21 protein-coding genes are annotated in these 22003 nt (G+C 40.6%); 19 read left to right on the top strand and 2 right to left on the bottom strand.

Annotated elements, in window-relative coordinates:
- Nucleotides 1–402 precede the first annotated feature (402 nt).
- A complete protein-coding gene (locus F3G88_RS05895) occupies nt 403–1053 on the bottom strand; it encodes a tRNA threonylcarbamoyladenosine dehydratase (protein WP_149715614.1) in 651 nt (216 codons plus the stop codon).
- Nucleotides 1043–1819, bottom strand: a complete 777-nt coding sequence (surE, locus tag F3G88_RS05890) for a 5'/3'-nucleotidase SurE (protein ID WP_149715613.1) — start codon at nt 1817–1819, stop codon at nt 1043–1045. Before surE ends, F3G88_RS05895 begins: the two co-directional genes overlap by 11 nt.
- 103 nt (nt 1820–1922) lie before the next feature.
- Between surE and lpxB the strand changes: the two genes are divergently transcribed.
- The 19 genes from lpxB to dxs all read left to right on the top strand — a co-directional run bounded on the left by lpxB (nt 1923) and on the right by dxs (nt 21998).
- On the top strand, nt 1923–2957 hold the full coding sequence (gene lpxB, locus F3G88_RS05885; RefSeq protein WP_149715612.1) for a lipid-A-disaccharide synthase: 1035 nt from the start codon (nt 1923–1925) through the stop codon (nt 2955–2957).
- Between the two features lie 3 nt (nt 2958–2960).
- Nucleotides 2961–3446: a transcription elongation factor GreA gene (gene greA, locus F3G88_RS05880; protein WP_012001423.1), complete on the top strand. Its 486-nt coding sequence runs from the start codon at nt 2961–2963 to the stop codon at nt 3444–3446.
- A 62-nt stretch (nt 3447–3508) separates the two neighbouring features.
- The gene (locus tag F3G88_RS05875) at nt 3509–4300 is read left to right on the top strand and encodes a UDP-2,3-diacylglucosamine diphosphatase (RefSeq protein WP_149715611.1); all 792 of its coding nucleotides are present in this window, start codon (nt 3509–3511) and stop codon (nt 4298–4300) included.
- Entirely contained in the window at nt 4300–5253 is a 954-nt protein-coding gene (locus tag F3G88_RS05870) for a chemotaxis protein (RefSeq protein WP_107914591.1), read from the top strand. Before F3G88_RS05875 ends, F3G88_RS05870 begins: the two co-directional genes overlap by 1 nt.
- A gap of 8 nt (nt 5254–5261) precedes the next feature.
- A complete protein-coding gene (locus F3G88_RS05865; RefSeq protein ID WP_149715610.1) occupies nt 5262–7613 on the top strand; it encodes a hybrid sensor histidine kinase/response regulator in 2352 nt (783 codons plus the stop codon).
- 10 nt (nt 7614–7623) lie between these two features.
- Nucleotides 7624–8121, top strand: coding sequence for a chemotaxis protein CheW (locus tag F3G88_RS05860; protein WP_021087872.1), 498 nt, complete (start codon nt 7624–7626; stop codon nt 8119–8121).
- 8 nt (nt 8122–8129) lie between these two features.
- Nucleotides 8130–8756 carry a phosphoserine phosphatase SerB gene (gene serB, locus F3G88_RS05855; RefSeq protein WP_149715609.1) on the top strand — a complete coding sequence of 209 codons (627 nt, stop codon included), beginning with the start codon at nt 8130–8132 and terminating at the stop codon, nt 8754–8756.
- 4 nt (nt 8757–8760) lie between these two features.
- The gene (locus F3G88_RS05850; protein WP_148822788.1) at nt 8761–9753 is read left to right on the top strand and encodes a transaldolase; all 993 of its coding nucleotides are present in this window, start codon (nt 8761–8763) and stop codon (nt 9751–9753) included.
- Entirely contained in the window at nt 9753–10913 is a 1161-nt protein-coding gene (locus F3G88_RS05845; protein ID WP_103598339.1) for a type IV pilus twitching motility protein PilT, read from the top strand. Before F3G88_RS05850 ends, F3G88_RS05845 begins: the two co-directional genes overlap by 1 nt.
- A 67-nt stretch (nt 10914–10980) precedes the next feature.
- Nucleotides 10981–11517: a 50S ribosomal protein L25/general stress protein Ctc gene (locus F3G88_RS05840; protein ID WP_002939542.1), complete on the top strand. Its 537-nt coding sequence runs from the start codon at nt 10981–10983 to the stop codon at nt 11515–11517.
- An 11-nt stretch (nt 11518–11528) separates the two neighbouring features.
- A complete protein-coding gene (gene pth, locus F3G88_RS05835; RefSeq protein WP_103610513.1) occupies nt 11529–12077 on the top strand; it encodes an aminoacyl-tRNA hydrolase in 549 nt (182 codons plus the stop codon).
- Entirely contained in the window at nt 12074–13138 is a 1065-nt protein-coding gene (locus F3G88_RS05830) for an LptF/LptG family permease (protein ID WP_103601598.1), read from the top strand. The genes pth and F3G88_RS05830 overlap by 4 nt, the downstream gene beginning before the upstream one ends.
- Nucleotides 13139–13193: 55 nt before the next feature.
- The gene (lysA, locus tag F3G88_RS05825; RefSeq protein WP_149715608.1) at nt 13194–14417 is read left to right on the top strand and encodes a diaminopimelate decarboxylase; all 1224 of its coding nucleotides are present in this window, start codon (nt 13194–13196) and stop codon (nt 14415–14417) included.
- Nucleotides 14401–15480 carry a prephenate dehydratase gene (gene pheA, locus F3G88_RS05820; protein WP_149715607.1) on the top strand — a complete coding sequence of 360 codons (1080 nt, stop codon included), beginning with the start codon at nt 14401–14403 and terminating at the stop codon, nt 15478–15480. The genes lysA and pheA overlap by 17 nt, the downstream gene beginning before the upstream one ends.
- A complete protein-coding gene (gene hisC / locus F3G88_RS05815; RefSeq protein ID WP_149715606.1) occupies nt 15480–16577 on the top strand; it encodes a histidinol-phosphate transaminase in 1098 nt (365 codons plus the stop codon). Before pheA ends, hisC begins: the two co-directional genes overlap by 1 nt.
- A gap of 4 nt (nt 16578–16581) precedes the next feature.
- Nucleotides 16582–18279 carry a flagellar basal-body MS-ring/collar protein FliF gene (gene fliF, locus F3G88_RS05810; RefSeq protein ID WP_149715605.1) on the top strand — a complete coding sequence of 566 codons (1698 nt, stop codon included), beginning with the start codon at nt 16582–16584 and terminating at the stop codon, nt 18277–18279.
- Entirely contained in the window at nt 18279–19310 is a 1032-nt protein-coding gene (gene fliG / locus F3G88_RS05805; protein WP_012001435.1) for a flagellar motor switch protein FliG, read from the top strand. Before fliF ends, fliG begins: the two co-directional genes overlap by 1 nt.
- The gene (fliH, locus tag F3G88_RS05800) at nt 19307–20179 is read left to right on the top strand and encodes a flagellar assembly protein FliH (RefSeq protein ID WP_149715604.1); all 873 of its coding nucleotides are present in this window, start codon (nt 19307–19309) and stop codon (nt 20177–20179) included. Before fliG ends, fliH begins: the two co-directional genes overlap by 4 nt.
- Entirely contained in the window at nt 20172–21998 is a 1827-nt protein-coding gene (dxs, locus tag F3G88_RS05795; protein ID WP_149715603.1) for a 1-deoxy-D-xylulose-5-phosphate synthase, read from the top strand. The genes fliH and dxs overlap by 8 nt, the downstream gene beginning before the upstream one ends.
- Nucleotides 21999–22003: the final 5 nt, after the last annotated feature.

Raw genomic sequence — 22003 nt, 5'->3', positions numbered from 1 at the left:
AATTTAAAAAATTCATTCACTCGCAAGAGTTGACTACTAAAATTTGGCTTCGCTTGCAGCTTAGCTCAAATTTTAGAGCCGAAATTACTCGTTCATGAAATTTTAAAATTTACTTGACACTTATTTGGACCGATAAAGTTATTTTGCAAATTTTAAAACTTTACTCACTCGCCTTAGCAACTTACTAAATTTAGGGCTCATAGTCATTCGCCACTAAATTTAGAGCCGTGATATGCTAGCTCTAATTTTAAAATTTGACAGGAGTTTTTAATTGCATGCAGTGTTTTAGTGCCACTTTAATGTCGTCTGAGTTGGGATTAGCTCTTTTGCTCCGTAGGCAGACCACTAAATTTAAAACCGCGATAGCTAGTTCTAATTTCAAAATTTGTTATAAATTTGGACCTACTGCCCTACTATCTTTTTAACAGCTAGCGAGGCTAAATTTAGCCCAAAGCAGGCAGTCACACCCATAAAGCTTCCAAGCGGTTTGCAAAGTGGCTCTTCAACCGAAAAGACAACATCAAATTTACCGCTAAAGCCTGATTTTTTGAGCTCATATCTATATTTTCTAGCTAGTGGATCGACTGATGTTTTCCAAACGCAAGCCACCTTTATCTTGGTTGGATCGACCCTTTTTGCACCACCCATCGAGGCTATAAATTTGCTAGGATCTACTGCGTTTGCAAGGGCGATCTTGGCAGCGATATCATCGATAGCATCGATCACCACGTCAAATTTACTAAAGTCAAATCCAGCGACAAACTCAGGCGTGATCAGCGTTTGCATAGGCGTGATGCAAGGATAAATTTTGGCAAACTCCTCCACCTTTACGCCGCCTACATTTTCGCTGTAAATTTGGCGGTTTTGATTTGTCACGTCAAAGATGTCTTTATCGATCAGCGTGATGCTTCCGACCCCGCTTCTAGCAAGCGCATCCACGCACATTCCGCCCACACCACCAGCTCCGCAAACTAGCACTTTTGCGCTTTGAAGCTTGCTAAAACCATCCTCACCAAAGAGCCACCTTATCCTTGTAAATCTATCATTTTGCATCAAATTTCCCTTTTAAGCTCTCCAAACTCTCGTATGATGTCATATTTAGTTTTATGGGCGTTATCGTTGCAAAGCCTTCATTTACCTTGCTGATGTCGCTTGGCTCGCCTTTTTCGTATTCAAGTGCGGCGTTTCCAAGCCAGTAGTACTCGATGCCTCTTGGGTTGCGATTAAGCGTGGCATGCGTGGCGTAGGTGCGTCTGCCAGCTGGCACGACGGCATAACCTTTGAAATTTTTGCTTGTTACGGCTGGGATATTTACATTTAGAAATTCTCTTTGATTTAGCGAAATTTCATCATTTAGCACCTTTGGTACGATAAATTTAACGATCTCTTTTGCCAGCTCAAAGCCAAGTTCGTTTAGTGAGTTGTTTTCATAAAACTGCGAAAAAGCGATGCTTTTAATGCCTTGTAAAACGCCCTCCATCGCTGCTCCACACGTGCCAGAGTAGGTGATGTCCTCGCCTAAATTTGCCCCGTGATTTATGCCGCTTATCACTAGGTCTGGTTTTTTGTTATAAAGTGCGTGAAGTGCGAGATAGACGCAGTCGCTGGGCGTTGCGTCGTCAAGTTTAAAAAATCCATCATCAAGTTTTATAAACCTAAGTGGTCTTGTGAGCGTCAAAGAGTGAGCGCAGGCTGATTTTTCAGAGCTTGGAGCTACGATCGTGACATTTACGCCATCTAGCTCGCTTAAAGCTTCTTTTAAGGCAAGCAGGCCAGTCGCCTCAAATCCATCGTCATTTGTTATCAAAATTTCTTTCAAATTTTATCCTTTAAAGGGTTGGATTTTATCACAGCTTTCTTAAAATTTTAAAGAATTTTTGCGTATAATGCCCCCCAAAAAAAGACCTGATGAAAGTGTGTAAATGAAAATTTTAGTCTCCGCTCTTGAGCCATCGGCAAATTTGCATTTAAAAGAAATTTTGAAAAATTTTGAGGGCGAATTTGAGCTAATGGGAATTTTTAGCGAAGAGCTTGGCACGCCATATATGAAAAGCAGTGAGTTTTCAGCGATGGGCTTTGTCGAGGTTTTGCCACTCATTTTTAAAGCAAAAAAGGCGATGAAAGTGATGAGCCAGATGGCAAAAGAGGCTGATGCGGTGCTGCTAATAGATAGTCCAGCCTTTAACCTACCGCTTGCAAAGGCGATAAAAGAGGCCGGCGTAAAAGCAGCCGTGACATACTACATCTTGCCCCAAGTTTGGGCGTGGAAGCCAAAAAGAGTGAGCGTTGTGGAGAGGTATTGTGACAACCTTGCTTCGATCCTGCCATTTGATGCGAAATTTTATAGCCGATCGACCTACGTGGGTCATCCTTTGATGGATGAGATAAAGCTTAAAAAAACTAGCCTAAGTAGCAGTGGCAAAGTGGCTTTTCTACCAGGATCAAGAAGGTCAGAGATTTCAAGGCTGATGCCAGTTTATAGAGAGCTTGCTAAAAAAATAGATGCTAAGAGGCTGCTTGTTGTGCCGCCATTTTTGCTTGATAAAGTGGGTGAAATTTATGGCGATGTGAGCGATTTTGATATCGTCTCAAACACGCCTGAAGCCTTGTATGAGAGCGACTTTGCCTTTGTATGCTCTGGCACGGCTACGCTTGAAGCAGCGCTCATTGGCACGCCATTTGTGCTAGCATACAAGGCAAAAACGATAGATGTTTTTATAGCTAGAAAATTTGTAAAGATCAAGCACGCAGGACTTGCAAATATAATGTTTGACTTCATGGGCAAAGAGCCGCTTCATGAGGAATTTATCCAAGAGTTTGCAACGGCTGAAAATTTGCTAAAAGCTTATGAGAGCTGTGATAGGCAAAAATTCTTAAAAGGCTGCGATGAGCTAAGGGCTTACTTAGGGCATGGCAGCAGTAAAAATGTAGTAAAAATTTTAAAAAATATGGAGTAAAAAATGAGTGAACCAATGACAATGCACGGATATGAGAAGATAGAAGCTGAGCTAAAGGATCTAAGGCTGGTGCAGCGCCCTCAAATCGTAACAGAGATCGACATCGCAAGAAGCCACGGCGATCTTAAAGAAAATGCTGAGTATCACGCAGCAAAAGAGAAGCAAGCCTTTATAGACGCTAGGATCGCTGAGCTTAGCGCACTTTTGGCAAACGCAGAAGTGATCGATCCAAGTAGCTACGAGCATGATAGGGTGAGGTTTGGCTCAAGTGTGACGATAATGGACGAAGAGACTGAGGTTGAGCATACTTACACGATAGTTGGCGTTAGTGAAAGTGACCTAGACAAGGGATATATCTCGATAAACTCACCTCTTGCAAAGCAGCTTTTAGGCAAGGCTGAGGGCGATGAGGTCGCGCTAAATTTACCAAAAGGCAGAAGCGACGTTGAGATCGTGAAAATTTGCTACAAGCCTATAAAATTTGACTAAAAAGACGAGACAAAGAGCTAAAACTGCTTTTTGGCTCTGCTAATTTTTAATTAAGGCAAAATTTGAGCGAATATCTATATGCCCCCATTATAAAAGAAGGTGCGATCTTTTTGGCTGATGCGCATGAAAACATAAACCGCGATGGATTTTTGAAATTCTTGCGCGCTGTCGATAGCGGAGAGATCAAAGAGCCGCCGCAAATTTTCTTGCTTGGCGATATATTTGATTTTTTAACGGGCGAGGGCGAATATACGCAAAAATTTTACGCTGAGCACTTAAGGCTTATAAATAAAATTTCACAAAAGGTGGAAATTTTTTACTTCGAGGGCAACCACGATTTTAGGCTTTCAAATTTATTTAATAAAACTAGAGATTTTTGGGACAAAGGCGAGAGGCTAAGCTTTGAGGGGGTAAAGGTTTATGACATTTGCGCTCAGCCAGTGAAATTTAGAACTATAGGTGGCGAGTACGTCCAGATCGCACATGGCGATATATTTTTACCTTTTATAGATAAGTATGCGCTTAGGTTTTTAAGGCTTAGATGGTTTTTGAAATTTATGAACGCGTTTGATAAAATTTTGGATTTTAAAATTTCAAAAGCGATACTAGCCAAACTTACTAAGAAAAATCTGCACTATAAAATTTCAAACTTCAAGGAGCTAATGAGCAAGCATTTGCAGGGCTTTGACGCAAGTATAGTGATAGAGGGACACTATCATCAAGGTGAGCTATTTGATATTTACGATAGATTTTATATAAATTTACCTTGTTTTGCATGCGAGCAAAGTTATTTTGTTGTAGAATACGCCCAGCAAAAGTTGAATTTGCTCAAAATGAGTTTGAAAGGACATTGATGTTTGGAGACAACGTACTAAAAACGGGCTCAAACGAGATGGAACTTGTTGATTTTCGTATCTTTAAAAAGGCCGAAAACAAAGTATATGAAGGAATATACGGAGTCAATGTCGCAAAGGTGCGGGAGATCATTAAGATGCCAAATCTTACCGAGCTTCCTGGCGTTCCTGAGTATATCGAGGGAATTTTTGATTTAAGAGGTGTGGTTATCCCTGTTATAAATTTGGCAAGATGGATGAATATCATCGAACCAACTGAGGGTGTAGTCATAAAGCCACGTGTTATTATCGCTGAATTTAGCGGTATATTAATCGGTTTTATCGTCCATGAGGCCAAGAGGATCAGACGTATAAACTGGAAAGATATAGAGCCTGCAAATTTTGCTGCTGGAGCTGGCACTCTGGATAAAGGCAAGATCACAGGCGTAACAAGAATAGAAAATGACGAAGTACTTTTAATTCTTGATCTTGAAAGCATCGTTGAAGAGCTAGGAATTTACTCACCAAAGATCGAATTTGACGTAACAGACGATCAAAAGATCAAAGGTGCTGCTTTAGTTCTAGATGATAGCTCAACTGCTAGAAAACTAGTAAAAGACGCACTTGAGAAGATGGGTCTTAGCGTAGTTGAAGCTAAAAACGGCGTTGAGGGCTTAGAGAGGATGGAGGAGCTTTATCAAAGATATGGAGATAACTTAACAAAAGAGCTTAGAGTTATCTTAAGTGATATCGAAATGCCACAAATGGATGGATACCGCTTTGCTTCAACTATTAAAAATGATGATAGATTTAAAGATGTTCCGATTGTGTTTAACTCTTCATTAAGCAACGAATTTAGTGAGGTTAAGAGTAAAGAAGCCGGTGGTGCTGCGTATCTTACAAAATTTGATGCTGGTGTATTTTATCAAGAGGTGCTAAAAGTGATTGAAGCACATTCTAAATCTGCGAAGTGAGGTGAAGTATGGATGATATGAAAGAAATAATGGAAGACTTTTTAATAGAGGCTTTCGAACTTATTGAGCAGATAGACCATGACCTTGTTGAACTAGAGGCAAACCCTGAAGATTTGGAGCTTTTAAATAGAATTTTCCGTGTTGCTCACACAGTAAAAGGTAGCTCAAGCTTTTTAAATTTTGACGTTTTAACAGAGCTTACTCACCACATGGAGGATGTTTTAAACAAAGCTAGAAAAGGCGAGCTAAAAATCACTCCGGACATCATGGACGTTGTTCTTGAGTCAGTTGATATGATGAAGGGACTACTTGAGAGCATTAGAGATAACGGTAGTGACGCAGCCGCTGGCATTGATATCAAAAATATTTGTGTAAGACTTACTCAAATTTCTGAAGGTGAAGCACCAAGCGCAGCCGCAGAAGCTCCAGCCGCACCAGCACCTGAGCCAGTAAAAGAGCCAGAACCTGTCGCACCAGCTGAAGAAGCAGCTCCTGAAGTAAGTGATGCTGAGCTTTCAAAGCTAAGTGACTCTGAGGTTGAAGCTGAGATAGAAAGACTTTTAAAAGTTAGAAAAGCAGAAGATCAAGCAAGACGTGCTTCAAAAGGCATAGCTCCAAAATCTCCTGAAGAGATAGCTCCAGCCACAAGCGCTGCGCCAGCACCTGCACCTAAGCCAGCTCCTAGTAGAGAAAGGGATGCTGATAAAAAAGTGCCAGCAGCTAGTAGTAACAGTGCGGTAGCACAAGAGCAAACGATACGTGTTGAAGTAAAAAGACTTGATCACTTGATGAATTTAATCGGTGAGCTTGTTCTTGGTAAAAACCGCCTACTAAAAATTTATGATGACGTAGAAGAGAGATATGAGGGCGAGAAATTCCTCGAAGAGCTAAATCAAGTAGTATCAAGCCTAAGTTTAGTTACGACTGATATCCAGCTAGCTGTTATGAAGACAAGGATGCTTCCAATAGCAAAAGTCTTTAATAAATTCCCACGTATGATACGTGATCTTAGCCGCGACCTTGGTAAGCAAATAGACCTTGAAATTTCAGGTGAAGAGACTGAGCTTGATAAATCAATCGTTGAAGAGATCGGCGATCCGCTAGTTCATATCATCAGAAACTCATGCGATCATGGCATCGAAGATCCTGAGACAAGAAAAGCAATGGGCAAACCTGAAAAAGGCCTTGTTCAGCTAAAAGCTTACAACGAGGGCAACCATATCGTTGTTGAGATAGTTGATGATGGTAAGGGCTTGGATGCTGATATGCTTAAAGCTAAGTCGATAGAAAAAGGCATCATCACTGAGCGTGAAGCTGATGCGATGAGCGAGAAAGAGGCTTTTGGTCTTATATTTAAGCCAGGATTTTCAACTGCAGCTAAGGTTACAAACGTATCTGGTCGTGGCGTTGGTATGGACGTTGTTAAGACAAACATTGAAAAACTAAATGGTATCATTGATATCGAGAGTGAAGTTGGAAAAGGCACGGTTATGAAACTTAAAATTCCACTCACACTTGCGATCATTCAGTCACTACTTGTCGGAACACAAGAGGAATTTTATGCGATACCACTTGCAAGCGTTCTTGAGACTGTTCGCGTACCTATCGATGATATCTACACGATCGATGGTAAAAATGTTTTAAGACTAAGAGATGAGGTCTTATCTCTTGTTAGACTTTCAGATGTCTTTGGTGTCAATAAAGTCTTTGACGGCGGAGATCAAACTTATGTCGTTATCATCGGCGTTGCTGAGGCAAAACTGGGCATCATAGTAGATACTTTAGTCGGTCAAGAAGAGATCGTTATTAAGTCAATGGGTGATTATCTACAAAATATCCCAGGCATCGCTGGAGCTACTATTAGAGGCGATGGCCGCGTAACTCTTATCATAGACGTTGGTGCTATGATGGAGATGGCAAAGGATATTAAGGTAAATATTAGAGCCGAAATGGAAGATAGCACTAAAGCAAAAGAGAAACCAAGCGATTATAAGGTCCTAATCGTTGATGACTCTAAGATGGATAGAACCATCATGCAAAAATCGCTTGAGCCAATCGGCGTCACAATCATAGAAGCAACTAACGGAGTAGAAGCACTCAATATAATTAAATCAGGCGAGCATGCATTTGATGCGGTGCTCATTGATATTGAGATGCCAAGGATGGACGGATATACTCTAGCAGGTGAAATTCGCAAATACTCTAAGTATCGCACTTTACCGCTAATAGCAGTAACATCAAGAACGTCTAAAACTGATAGATTGCGCGGAGTAGAGGTTGGTATGACAGAATATATCACAAAACCATATTCGTCAGAATACCTTGAAAACGTTGTTAGAAAAAATATTAAATTAGGTTAGGGGTTAGGCGATGAATGATAAACTAAACCAAGTTTTAAGCAAACAAAAACAACAAATTGACGAGCCTGAGATAAAAAACAACGAAGATATAGTCCAACTTGTAGGCTTCGTTGTTGGCGAAGAAGAGTATGCGATACCTATTTTAAATATCCAAGAGATAATCAAGCCTATCGAATACACCCGTGTTCCTAGCGTGCCTGACTATGTCCTTGGTGTATTTAACTTGCGTGGAAACGTTATCCCGCTTATTGATTTGCGAAAACGTTTTTCACTAAATGTTACAAAACAAAGCTCAAATACAAGATATATCGTCATGAAAGATGAGGATAATATCGCGGGCTTCGTGATAGACCGCTTGACGGAGGCTATCAGAATAGACCGTAACAGGATCGATCCGCCGCCAGAGACTTTGGTAAAAGACAAAGGTATGATCTATGGCATCGGAAAACGCGATCAAAATATCCTTACGATTTTAAAGGTTGAGAGCCTTTTAAAGCGTGATTTTTAGGGCATAGCTTGATAAAACTTTGTGTTTTTGACTTTGACTCTACGATAATGGACGGCGAGACGATTGATATCCTCGCCGCCGCTAATAACGCCAGCGATGAGGTGGCTAGCATAACGAAGCGTTCTATGAACGGCGAACTTGATTTTTTTGAAAGTCTTACAGCAAGAGTAAAATTTTTAAAAGGAATGCCACTTACAAAGGCAGATGAAATTTGCAAAAATTTACCTATCATGCCAGGAGCTAGCGAGCTTATAGACGCTCTAAAGCAAAAAGGCATAAAAGTCGTGGTTTTTAGTGGTGGTTTTCACATCGCAACTGATAAGATGCAAGAAAAACTTAAATTTGACGCAAATTTTGCAAATATTTTGCACCACAAAGATGGAATTTTAACAGGTGAAGTTGGCGGAGAGATGATGTTTGGTAGCTCAAAAGGTGAGATGATAGATCGCTTAAAAGGGCTATTAAATTTAGATAAAAGTGAGATCATGTGTGTTGGCGACGGAGCTAATGATATTTCGATGTTTAGAAAATGTGATCTAAAGATTGCCTTTTGTGCGAAAGAAATTTTAAAAAAAGAGGCGACGCATTGCGTGGATGTCAAAGATCTGCGTGAAATTTTAAATTTTATAAGGTGAAAAAATGTATGACAATGAAGCTAAATTTTCTCTTTGGTGTGACTTTATAGAGAGAGATTTTTTACAAAACGAATTCAACTCTTTATTAGAAAAAGGCGTTATAAACGGAGCTACAAGCAACCCAGCTATCTTTAAAACAGCTTTTGCATCACCTGCTTACAAACAGATCATACAAAATAGCAACAAGCGTCACCCGAAAGATCTTTATGAAATTCTAGCGACCCAAGATATCAAGATCGCCGCATGTAAAATGCTAAAAAACTACGCAAATGGCGATGATGGCTTTGTTAGCATCGAGGTTGATCCAAATTTAAGTGGCGAAACAGCTGCGACGATAGAAGAGGGCATCAGGCTTCACAATCTTATCTCAATGCCAAATGTCATGATAAAAATCCCAGCTACAAAAGAGGGCTATGAGGCGATGAGCGCGCTCATGGCAAGAGGCATCAGCGTAAATGCGACTCTCATTTTCTCGCCAGATCAGGCCAAAAACTGCCTAGAGGCCTTTAAAGAGGGTAGCAAAGCTTATGCAAGCCGCTTTGTGGATACGACGATGCCAAAAGGTGTGATCAGCGTTTTTGTTAGTAGATTTGATAGAAAGCTTGATGAGACAATGGCTGCAAAAAGCCTACCAACAGGACAGATCGGCATAATGAACGCTGCAAATATCTATCATATCATTGAGGATTTTGGCTTAGAAAACGTAAGAACACTTTTTGCAAGCACTGGCGTAAAAGGTGGTGGCTTAAGAGGGGATTATTACGTTAGGGAGCTAATGTATAAAAACTCTATAAACACAGCTCCGATAGAGACGATAAAAGAATTTATAAAAGAAAAAGCCGAGGCAAAAAATGCCCCTAGCAAAGAAAATATCTCAAGCTTTTTTCACATCATAAAAAATAATGAGATCGACATAAATGCTACTTATAAAGAGCTTTTAAATGACGGCTTAAAGCAGTTTGTTGCGGCATTTGATGAGATTATGAAATCACTTTAATGACCAAAAAAGACCTAGACTCATATCTGTGCTCTTTAGTAGATAAAGGCGGCAGCGATCTTCATCTAAAGTCTGCAAGCCTTGTTTATGGGAGATTTAATGGTGAGATCATGCCACTTAGCGAAGAAAATTTAGACCCAAGTGATGCGGTAGCTATCGCAAATGAGCTTTTGGGGGCTAAATTTGATGAGTTTATGGATAAAAAAGATATAGATTTTTCTTATAAACTAAATGATGAGTACTGCTTTCGTGTAAATATGTTTTTGCAGATAAATGGAATTTCTGCTGTATTTCGTGTCACTCCAACGAAAATCCCAACCATAAAAGATCTAAATTTACCAAGCGTGATAGAAAAAATTTGCACCGAGACCACTCGTGGCATCATTTTAGTGACTGGCCCAACTGGAAGTGGCAAGACGACAACGCTTGCAAGCATGATAAATTTCATAAACCAGACAAAAAGATCGCACATTGTGACTATCGAAGATCCGATTGAATACGTATTTAACGACGATAAAAGCATAATAAATCAGCGCTCTATCGGGGCAGATGCGCTAAATTTCTCAGATGCGCTAAGAGCTTCGCTAAGAGAAGATCCTGATATCATCTTGGTGGGTGAGATGAGAGATCTTGAGACGATTGAGACTGCCATTAGAGCTGCTGAGACTGGTCACTTAGTGCTTTCGACACTTCACACACTTGATGCAAAAGAGAGCGTAAATAGAATAGTAAATAGCTTCCCGCAAGGCGAGCGAGATAAGGTAAGTCTTATGTTTTCTTCTGTCCTTGCTTGCGTCATCTCACAAAGGCTAGTTAAGACACTTTTTGGTACAAGACGCCCAGCAGTCGAGATCATGAGAAAAAATACCCGCATAAAAGAGCTCATATCTGAAGAGAAATTTGATGAGATCGATCTTGCCATAGCTGAGTCAAAAAATACTTACGGCATGCAAACCTTTGATCAGCACCTGCTTGAACTTTATGAAAATAAGATAATTAGTGCCGAAGTAGCGCTTGATAATGCTAGTAACAGGGGTGACTTGCAGCTTAAGATAAAAAGCTCAAATGTAGCAGGTTTTAGCTTTGAAAATGGTGTAAATTTTGGCAAACCTCAAAGCAAACAAGATCAACCTGAAGTGATCGCACTTAAAGAAATTTAGTAAGCTTTATGTGAAATTTATAAAGCATTAGATAAAATCAGCACCTATTTTTTATGAAAGGAAAACGATGTTAGAAGGAATCGTTAGAGAGAGTATCGGTAAGAAGTCTGCAAAGGCTTTGAGAAGAGATGGTTATCTAATCGCCAACATTTATGGCAAGGGATTAGAGAATGTTGCAGCTGCTTTTAAAGTAAATGACTTTATTAAAGAAGCGCGCAAAAAAGAGAGCCTTGCTTTTGATGTAAAAGTAGGCGGAAAAGTTTATAATGTCGTTATTGTTGATTACCAAAGAGATGTTGTTACAAGCGATCTTAAACACGTAGATCTAAAAGTAGCACTTCCTGGCGTTTTATCAAAATATATGATCCCAGTTAAGCCAGTTGGAACACCTATTGGTCTTAAAAATAAGGGCGTTTTGATCCAGTCAAAAAGACGTCTTTGCGTAAAATGCACGGCTGAAAATTTACCAAATTCATTTGACGTTGATGTAAGCAAGCTTGACATTGATGATACGATTTTGGTTCGTGATATCACAGCTCCTAAAGGCGTTACTATCATTGACGCTGACCGTGTTGCGGTACTTGGAGTTATTAAAGCTAAATAAAAAGGGCTTTTGTGACACTAATAGCGGGGCTGGGAAATCCTGGCCCCAAATACGAAAACACTAGACACAACATAGGCTTTATGCTTATAGACCTCCTAAAAGACTCAAATTTCAAAGATGTTAGCTCAGCTAAATTTCAAGGCGAAGTTTTTAAATTTAACGACATTATCTTGCTAAAACCAACGACATTTATGAACCTCTCAGGTCAAAGTGTTAAAGCGGTAAAAGACTTTTATAAACCAGATAGGATAATCGTCATCCACGATGATCTTGACCTTATTTTTGGCGCGGTTAAATTTAAAAAAGGCGGCAGTAGCGGCGGACACAACGGCATAAAATCGATCGATAATCTAATAGGCAACGACTACGAAAGGGTGCGCGTCGGTATCGGACATGAGGGTGATGCTAAAAATTTTGTCCTTGGCGAGTTTAGCGACGAGGAGAAAAAGGCTTTAGATGAAATTTTAGCCTATACAAAAAATGCAGTTTGCGAGCTACTAAAGAGCGACATCAACGAAATTTCACAAAAATTTACGGTAAAAAAAGGTCTTATCAAATGAAACTATACGCCAGATACGTTGGCTGGGTCTATATAAAATCTTTTCTTATCGTATTTTTAGCGCTTGAGCTATTTTATGTTGGCATTGATCTGCTTACAAATTTAAAAGATCTGCCGCCATCTGCCAACCTTCAGCTACTCTACGTAGGCCTTACTGCGCTAAGTGCCATTAGCTACGTTTTACCACTTTCACTCATTTTTGCGCTAATAATTTTGCATGTAAATATGGTTAGATCAAACGAGTTAATCAGCTTTTATGCTCTTGGCATCAGTAAAAACAAGCTCATTTTGCCGCCATTTCTCATCGCGCTTTTTGTGACGATTTTTTACGTTGGGCTAAATTTTACGCCATTTGCTTATGCGCATGATTATCAAAAAAGCATTGCTAAAAACACCGCTTTTTCAAAAAGTACAAACGACTCATTTTTGAAATTTGAAGGCAAATTTATCTATATAAAAGAGCTAAACTCAGCCAAGCAAAGAGCAAATGATGTGAGAATTTTTGACATTAATGGCACCGACTTGCTCTCAACAACTTTTGCCGACCACGCTAAATTTAAAGACAATGAGTGGGTTTTAGAAGATGTAAATCAGACCTTTTTGCCTCAAAGCTTAGAGCTTGGCGAAAATGGCTTTAGCAAGGTAAAAAGTGAAAATTTAGATGCGCTAAGAGGCTTTAAGCCAAAGAGCATTGAAAGTGCTGCAAGCGTTGAAAACTCGAAATTTAACATACCTGATGCGATAAATTTTATAAAGACATTTAAAAACGAAGGCATAGGGCTTGATAGCGCGAGGACTGCATTTTATAACCTTGCTATCACGCCATTTTTTGCGCCATTTTTATTGCTTATTTTCTACTATCATTTGCCAGTAACTGGCAGGTTTTTTAACCTCGCACTCTCAACATTTATCTTTGTCGTCATAACACTCGTAGTTTGGGGACTTCTCTTTATCTTAACCAAATTTGCTCAAACCTCTGTCATCTTGCCAGAGATCGGCATGGTTTTCCCTGTTATTTTGCTTTTTGCATACGCCATTTATCTCATAAAATCGCATCGTTAAGCCAAATTTTGGCAACTTTTTTGTAAAATCAAGCCATTTTAAAAAAGGCTATTTTATGGATTTTAAAGAGCTTGCAAGCAAATACAAAACCCCACTTTACGTTTATGATTTTAACTACATTAAAGAGCGCTACGAGGCGCTAAAAAACGCATTTTACGCTAGAAAATCTCTAGTTTGCTACGCTGTAAAAGCAAACTCAAATTTAAGTGTTTTAAAATTTCTGGCTGATCTTGGAGCTGGATTTGACTGCGTGAGCATCGGCGAGGTCAAAAGAGCGCTTTTGGCAGGAGCCAAGAGATATCAGATCATCTTTAGCGGCGTTGGCAAGAGCGACGAAGAGCTAAAAGAGGCTTTAGAAAATGAAATTTTGCTTATAAATGTTGAGAGTTTTGCTGAGCTTTTAAGGCTTGAAAACATTGCAAAGGGGCTAAATTTAAAAGCTAGGATCAGCATCAGGGTAAATCCAGGCGTTGATGCAAAAACACACCCATATATCTCGACAGGGCTAAATGAAAACAAATTTGGCGTTGATGCGGTGACTGCTAAAAAGATGTATATCCACGCTAAAGCTTCAGAGTTTCTTGAGCCAACTGGCATACACTTTCACATCGGCTCGCAGCTAACTTCACTAAGCCCTATAATAGACGCTGCAAAGATCGTTAGCGAGCTTTTAAGAGAGCTAAAAGCGCTTGAAATAGATATCAAATTTTTTGACGTTGGCGGCGGACTTGGCATCATCTATAACGACGAAAAAGAGATAAATTTATATGACTACGCACAAGGAATTTTAGGCGCGCTAAAGGGTCAAGATGTGACCATTGTTTGCGAGCCAGGCCGCTTCATCGTAGGCAATGCTGGCTACTTTGTCGCAAGCGTTTTATATGAGAAATTTAACGGCAAAAAGAGATTTATCATCACTGATGGCGCGATGAATGATCTTATAAGACCAAGTCTCTATGGCGCGCATCACAAAATTTTTGCTTACGGCAAGGATGAAAATTTAGGCACTTGCGACGTGGTTGGTCCAGTCTGCGAAAGTGGCGACTTTTTAGCAAAAGATATCAAGCTGCCAGAGTGTAAGAGTGGCGATATCATCGTGGTTAAAGGAGCTGGGGCTTATGGTTTTAGCATGAGTTCAAACTACAACACAAGAAACAGAGCCGCTGAAGTTTGCCTGCTTGATGGCAAAGATAGGCTCATAAGAAGACGCGAGAGTTTCGAGGACGTCGTGGCACCTGAGATAGAATTTTTGGAGAGCGCTGATGCAAGAGCTAAATGAGCTTAGAAAAGAGATCGATAGTATCGATGATCTCATTTTAAATAAATTAAATGAGAGGATGAAGCTTGTTGAGCAGATCGGCAAGCTAAAGCAAACTACTGGGACGCCTATATATCGTCCTGAGCGTGAGCGAGCTATCATAAACCGCCTAACAAGCCTAAGCAAAGAAAAAGCCTTAAATAAAGCTGCGATCGAGGCCATTTATCTTGAAATTTTTGCTGTTAGTAGAAATTTAGAGATGCCTCAAAAGATCGTCTATCTAGGACCTGAGGGCACTTATACGCATCAAGCAGCACAGAGCAGATTTGGCGCGATGAGTGCCTATCTGCCACTTGCTACGATCGAGGCAGTTTTTACGAAGCTAGCTCAAAAAGAGGCAAAATATGGCGTCGTGCCTATCGAAAATAACACTGAAGGCGCTGTTGGAGCTACGCTTGATTGTTTGAGTAAATTTGATGATATAAAGATAGTGGCAGAGCTCTACGTAGATATCCACCACAGCTTTGTTAGCATAAATGAAAATTTAAAAGAGATAAAGCGAATTTACTCGCATCCGCAAGGCTACAACCAGTGCCGTAAATTTTTAGAAGATCACCTGCTAAATGAGGTCGAATTTATCCCAGCCAAATCAACCGCCGCAGCCGCATATATGGCATCTATGGATAGAGAATCAGCCGCTATTTGCTCAAAAATCGCAGCTAAAATTTACAATGTGCCAATCGTTTATGAAACGATCGAAGATAATATGGCAAATAGAACGAGATTTTTGATCTTAAGCGATTTTAAAAACGCCAAGGTTGAAAACTCAAAAACTTCGGTACTTGCAAAGACCGATCACCGCCCAGGACGCCTTGCTGATCTGCTTTCTATCTTTAAAAATGAAAATATCAATATCACAAAACTTGAGTCACGTCCTATCAAACAGCGCGAATTTAAGTCAATTTTTTATCTTGACTTTGAGGGGCATATCGACGATGAGAAGGTGCAAAACGCCTTTGAACTCGCAAAAGAGAGCGGCGCTGAGATAACGTGGCTTGGAAGCTATTTAAACGGAGATGAGTAATGAAATTTAATGACTTTTTAGATGATCTAGTAAATTACGAGGCTGGAAAGCCGATCGAGCTTGTAGTTAGAGAGTTTGGCATAGATGCAAAAGATGTGATAAAGCTAGCGAGCAATGAAAACCCTTTTGGCACTAGCAAACGCGTAGAAGAGGCGCTAAAAGAGGTCGCTAAAAACGCACATCTTTATCCAGACGATAGCTACTTTGAACTAAAAGAGGGGCTGACTAAGAAATTTGGCGTAACTAGCAAAAATCTAATCATCGGCTCTGGAAGCGACCAGATCATAGAGTATGCGCTTCATGCAAAGGCGAACAAGCAAAGTGGCGTTTTGATGGCTGGCGTGACATTTGCGATGTATGAAATTTATGCAAAACAAACTGGGGCTAAAATTTACCGCACAAAGAGTGTGGAACATAATTTGAGTGAGTTTTTAGAAATTTATAACGCGCACAAAGATGAAATCTCTGTCATTTTTCTTTGCCTGCCAAATAACCCTTTGGGCGAGTGCATTGATGCCAATGAGGTCTATAAATTTATAAAAAATATTGGCGAAAACACGCTTGTGGTGCTTGATTGTGCTTACATTGAATTTGCTAAATTTAAAGATAGCAAAAAAGAGATAAAGCCAAGCGAGGTGGTGAAATTTAAAAATGCCATCTATCTTGGTACTTTCTCAAAGGCATACGCACTTGGTGGCATGCGCGTTGGATACGGCGTGGCAAATGAAGAGATCATAGGCGCACTTTCAAAGTTAAGAGCTCCTTTTAACATCACAACACCGAGCTTAAGAGCGGCGATCGTAGCACTTGGTGATGATGAATTTGTGCAAAAAACTATGCAAAACAACTTCGAGCAGATGAAGAGATATGAGGAATTTGCAAGGCAAAATGGCATTGAGTTTATCCCAAGCTATACAAATTTCATCACATTTAAATTTAACGAGCCAAAATCAAGCCAGATATGCGAAAAGATGCTAAAAAAAGGTATAATTTTACGAGATTTAAAAAGCTATGCCTTAAATGCGGTGAGAATCACCATCGGTCAGGCATGGCAAAACGATAGAGTTTTTGAAGAGTTAAAGCAAATTTTAAAGTAGGGATATGGATTTTAAGGCATTACTTCATCAAATAAGTCAAATTTATCAAAAGCTTTCACTAAAACAAAAGATCGTCGCGGGCAGCTCGATCGTCTTAGTAGTGGCTTTTTTGGTATTTTTAACGCTTTACAAAAGTAAAAGTGATAGCTTTGCAGGATATAGCGTCCTTTTTGAAAACATCAGCCCAAGCGACTCAGCCTTAATAGTCGATCAGCTAAATAAAGATGGTATAAAGTATAAACTAGCAAATGAAGGCACTATCCTTGTGCCAACAAGTGATGTATATAAAGAGCGTATCGCGGTTGCAACGCTTGGCATACCAAAAGAGAGCAAGATCGGTTTTGAAATTTTTGACAAGCAAGAATTTGGAGCTACTGATGCTGAGCAGAGAGTTAAATTTCAAAGAGCACTTGAGGGTGAGCTAGCTAGAACGATCGAGAGCCTCTCATCTATCCAAAAAGCAACCGTAAGAATAGCCATACCAAAAGAGAGCGTCTTTACTGAAAGACAAGCACTTCCGACCGCTTCTATCGTAGTTGAGCTAAAGCCAGGCGTTAGTCTAAATGCAAAGCAAATTTTTGGCATTAAAAACCTAGTCGCTGCCTCTGTTACAAATTTAAGCACAGAAAATGTCAAGATAGTAAATCAAGATGGCGTTGCACTTGGCGATGAAGATGGTGAGTTTGATAGTGATGCCATAGCTCAGCAGATCCGCTATAAGCGCGAGTTTGAAAATAATTATGAGCAAAAGATCGTAAATGTCCTAGCTCCTATCGTAGGCGGGGCAGATAAGGTCGTAGCAAAGGTAAATATCGACTTTGACTTTGACAAAAAAGATACAAAAAGCGAGGTTTATGACCCAAATAACGTCGTAAGAAGCGAGAGCAACATCGAAGAAAAGCGTCAAGGCTCAGCTCCAAATGAAGTGGGCGGCATCCCAGGTGCGGTTAGTAACATAGGTCCTGTTCAAGGACTAGATGATAGCACTTTAAAAGAGCAGTACAATAAAAGCTCACAGCAGACAAACTACGAAATTTCAAAGAAAGTGACAAATGTCAAAGGGCAGTTTGCTAGCATAAACAGAGTAAGTGCAGCTGTCGTTATAGACGGACTTTATCAGAGCAAAAAGGACAAAGACGGCAAGCCAACTGGCGAGCTTGAATTTGCCCCGCTTACCAAAGAGCAAAGAGAATCAATCACAAATTTAATCAAGCAATCAATCGGCTACAATCAAAATAGAGGCGATGAGGTAAGCTTGGATAACTTCGAGTTTAAAACTGGCAAAGATGTCAGCACTGGCGAGAAGATGGATGGCTTTATGAATAACTACGTGATGCCTTTCTTGCCGCTACTAAAATACATCTTTGCGGCGCTGTTACTCTATATCTTCTACAAAAAAGTCATCGTGCCATTTATGCAAAAGATGCTTGAAGAGACGAAAGAAGAAGAGGAGCAAGCCCAGGACGATCTTGAAGATATCGAGATGGATGCTGAAGATACGCTTGAGAAATTTAAAGCCGCTCGTAAGAAGGTCGAGGAGCAGCTTGGTCTTAGCGGTGAATTTAACGAAGATGAGCTAAAATACGACGTCCTTCTTGAAAAGATGAAGATAGTAGTCACCGAGCGAAGTGAGGAAATTTCAAATTTACTCCAAGATATGGTTAAAAACGATAGTGACTTTAACATGCGTAAGGAAATTTGATGTCTATAAAACTAACCGATAAGCAAAAGATGATATATGATGATCTTTCAATGCCTGAAAAGATCGCTATTTTACTAATCCAGCTTGGCGAAGAGGCGACAGCTCTTATATTTTCTCATATGGATGTTGATGTCATCACCGAAATTTCAGGCTACATAGCAACTGCAAAAAATATAGACAAACAAGTTGCAGGCGCCATTTTAGAAGAATTTTACGCTCTCATGCAGTCAAATCAATATATGAGAAGCGGTGGCTTAGAGTATGCAAAAGAAATTTTATACCGCACATTTGGTCCAGAAGCTGCGCAGAAAATTTTAGACAAGCTTGCTAAAAGCATGGAAAACTCAAAGAGCTTTGGCTATCTTGATAAGATAAAGCCACAGCAACTCGCAGACTTCATCGTAAAAGAGCACCCTCAAACTATCGCGCTAATCCTAGCCCACATGGACTCAACAAGTGCCGCCGAGACGCTAAGCTTTTTCTCAGATGAGCTAAGAAGCGAGGTTGTGATCAGGATGGCAAATCTTGGCGAGATCAGCCCATCGGTCATCAAGCGTGTCTCAACTGTGCTTGAGGGCAAACTTGAGAGCCTCACATCTTACAAGGTCGAGGTTGGTGGCCCAAGAGCTGTGGCAGAAGTGCTTAACAGACTTGGTCAAAAAGCTAGCAAAAGCACGATCGAGCGCATCGAACAAAGTGACGATAAGCTTGCCACAACGATCAAAGAGCTTATGTTTACCTTTGAAGATATTATCAACCTTAACGCAACTGCGATTAGAGAAATTCTTAAAAATGTCGATAAAAAGGACCTTATGGTTGCATTTAAGGGCTCAAGTGATGGCATTAAGGATAAATTTTTATCAAATATGTCTCAGCGTGCAGCCGAAGCCTTCAAAGAGGAGATGCAATACCTTGGCGCTGTGCGTGTAAAAGACGTTGAAGAGGCGCAAAGACGCATCGTTGAGGTCGTTCAAGGTCTAGCTGATCAAGGTGTCTTCCAAGTTGGCGAAGCAGATGAGATGATAGAATGAAAAGTAGCGTAATAACAAGTGAGACCTCGCCGGCTCACTTTATAGAAAATTATAGATTTAAGGTGCTTGGAAGTAACGAAAGAGCCCAAGATAGCACACCTGTTTTGATAGAAGAAAATAATCTTAGTGAAGAGCTAAATGAACAAAATTTAGAGCAAGGCGGTGAAAATTTCACGCCGCAAAGCCAGCCAGTTCGCCAAATGCAAGCAAACATGCAAAATCACTTTGCACCTCAGCCTCAAAATAGCCAAGCTCACCAGCCTGGATTTGACTCAAGTTTTGTTGAGGAGCTACTTAAAAAGACAGATGAGCTAAGTAGCAACATCATCAAACTTCAAATGCAAATAGAAAATCAAGAGAGCGAATTTGCAAAGCGCCTTGAAGCTGAGATAGCTCGTGCAAAAGAGGATGGCAAAAACGAAGGTATCGCTCAAACAAACGCTGCAAACGAGGCAAAGATAAAGGAGCTTGAGGCTAAATTTAGCGCTTCAGCCACAAAGCTTGACGAGCAGTACGTTAAATTTGATGAGTTTTTGAAAAAGAGCGAGGAAGAGCTTGGGCAAACTGCGATAAAGATCGCAAAAGAGGTGATAGAAAAAGAGGTATCAAGCGCATCTAGCCAGATCGCTCATCACCTAGCAAATTCGCTTATAAAAGAGCTAAGCGACGTAAAAAATATAGAAATTCGCGTTAATCCTGAAGATAGCGACTATCTAAAAGAGCAATTTAACAAAAATGAACGCGTAAAAGTAAGCGCTGATGACGCCATAAGCAAAGGTGGCGTGGTGATAATAAGCGAGGGCGGAAACATCGATGCGACGATGCAAACAAGGCTTGAGAAGCTAAAAATGCTGGTAAATAATGAATAAAGATGTTAAAAGCCTAAATGTCGATGAGCTAAACGTGCTTTGCCACGACATCAGGGATAAAATTCTATCCACCGTTAGCAAAAATGGCGGCCATCTTAGCTCAAACATCGGCGCAGTTGAGATCATCGTTGCGATGCATAAAATTTTTGACGTCACAAAAGATCCGTTTATCTTTGATGTGAGCCACCAAAGCTACGCGCACAAGCTACTAACTGGGCGCTGGGATAGCTTTGATACGCTTAGAAAATTTAACGGCATCAGCGGCTACACAAAGCCAAGCGAGAGTAAATTTGACTACTTTGTAGCAGGCCATAGCTCAACGTCCATTTCACTAGCAGTTGGCGCTACAAAGGCGATCAAACTAAAAAATGAAGAGCGCTTGCCAGTAGCTGTCATAGGCGACGGCTCACTAAGTGGCGGCATGGCGTACGAGGCGCTAAATGAGCTTGGGGATAGAAAATATCCTTGCGTCATCATCCTAAACGACAACGAAATGAGCATAAGTAAGCCAATAGGCGCGCTTAGCAAGTATCTAAGCCAGATGATGGCAGGGCAGTTTTATCAAAAATTTAAAGGCAGGGTCGAGCGCTTTTTAAGCTATATGCCAGACTCTGCAGCCTACATGGCTAGACGCATGGAGGAGGGCATCAGGCTCATCACTCCTGGCATGTTTTTTGAAGAGCTTGGACTTGAGTACATAGGCCCAGTCGATGGACACGACCTCGCAGCGCTTCTTAGCACATTTGAAACCGCTAAAAACATGAAAAAACCAGTCATCGTGCACGTGCAGACGCTAAAGGGCAAAGGGTATGAATTTGCCGAGGGTTACTATGAAAATTGGCACGGAGTTGGGCCATTTGATCTAAAAAGTGGCGAATTTATAAAAAGACAGTCAAACAAATCAGCCACGGCGATCTTTAGCGAGCAGCTTTTAAAGATGGCGAGAGAGCATAGCGACATCGTTGGCGTAACGGCTGCGATGCCAACAGGCACTGGCATGGACGCGCTCATACATGAGTTTCCAGACCGCTTTTGGGACGTGGCGATAGCCGAGCAGCACGCTGTCACCTCAATGTCAGCCATGGCAAAAGAGGGCTTTAAGCCATTTGTCGCGATATACTCGACCTTTATGCAAAGAGCCTACGATCAGGTCATCCACGACGCTTCTATACTAAATTTAAACATCACTTTTGCGATGGATAGAGCGGGCATAGTGGGCGAGGACGGCGAAACGCATCAGGGCGCTTTTGATATCAGCTTTTTAAACGCTGTGCCAAACATGGTTCTTTTTGCTCCAAGGTGCGAAGAGAGCATGAAAAATGTTATGGAATTTGCCTACTCTTACAAGGGTGTTAGCGCGTTTAGATATCCGCGTGGGGCGTTTATTTTAAGGGATGAGTTTAAAGCTAAGCCGCTAGAGTTTGGCAAGGGTGAAATTTTGGCTGACGCAAAGAGCGATATTGCATTTTTAGGTTATGGTAACGGCGTTGGCAGGGCAAATTTGGTTAGAAATTTACTAACTGGCAAGCTTGAAGCTATCCTAGTCGATCTAGTCTTTGTAAAGCCGCTTGATAGAGAGCTTTTATGTGAGCTAGCAAAACGCACTAAAAAGTGGTATATCTTTAGCGATAGCGCTAAAAAAGGCGGCGTTGGCGAGATCGTAAGTGCATTTTTACAAGAAAATGGCATATCAAATGTAAGCGTTGTTAGCTTTGAGTATGATGATAAATTTATCCAGCATGGCTCGACAGCTGAGGTCGAAAAGAGCCTTGGCATAAGCGCTGAGCAAATTACCCAAAAATTACTAGAGAATAATTAATATCA

The sequence above is a fragment of the Campylobacter concisus genome, from assembly GCF_902460675.1.
GTDB classification, from domain to species: Bacteria; Campylobacterota; Campylobacteria; order Campylobacterales; family Campylobacteraceae; genus Campylobacter_A; species Campylobacter_A concisus_AJ.
The sequence above is the reverse complement of the archived record's forward strand: the minus strand, read 5'-3'. Positions and strand labels throughout refer to the sequence as shown.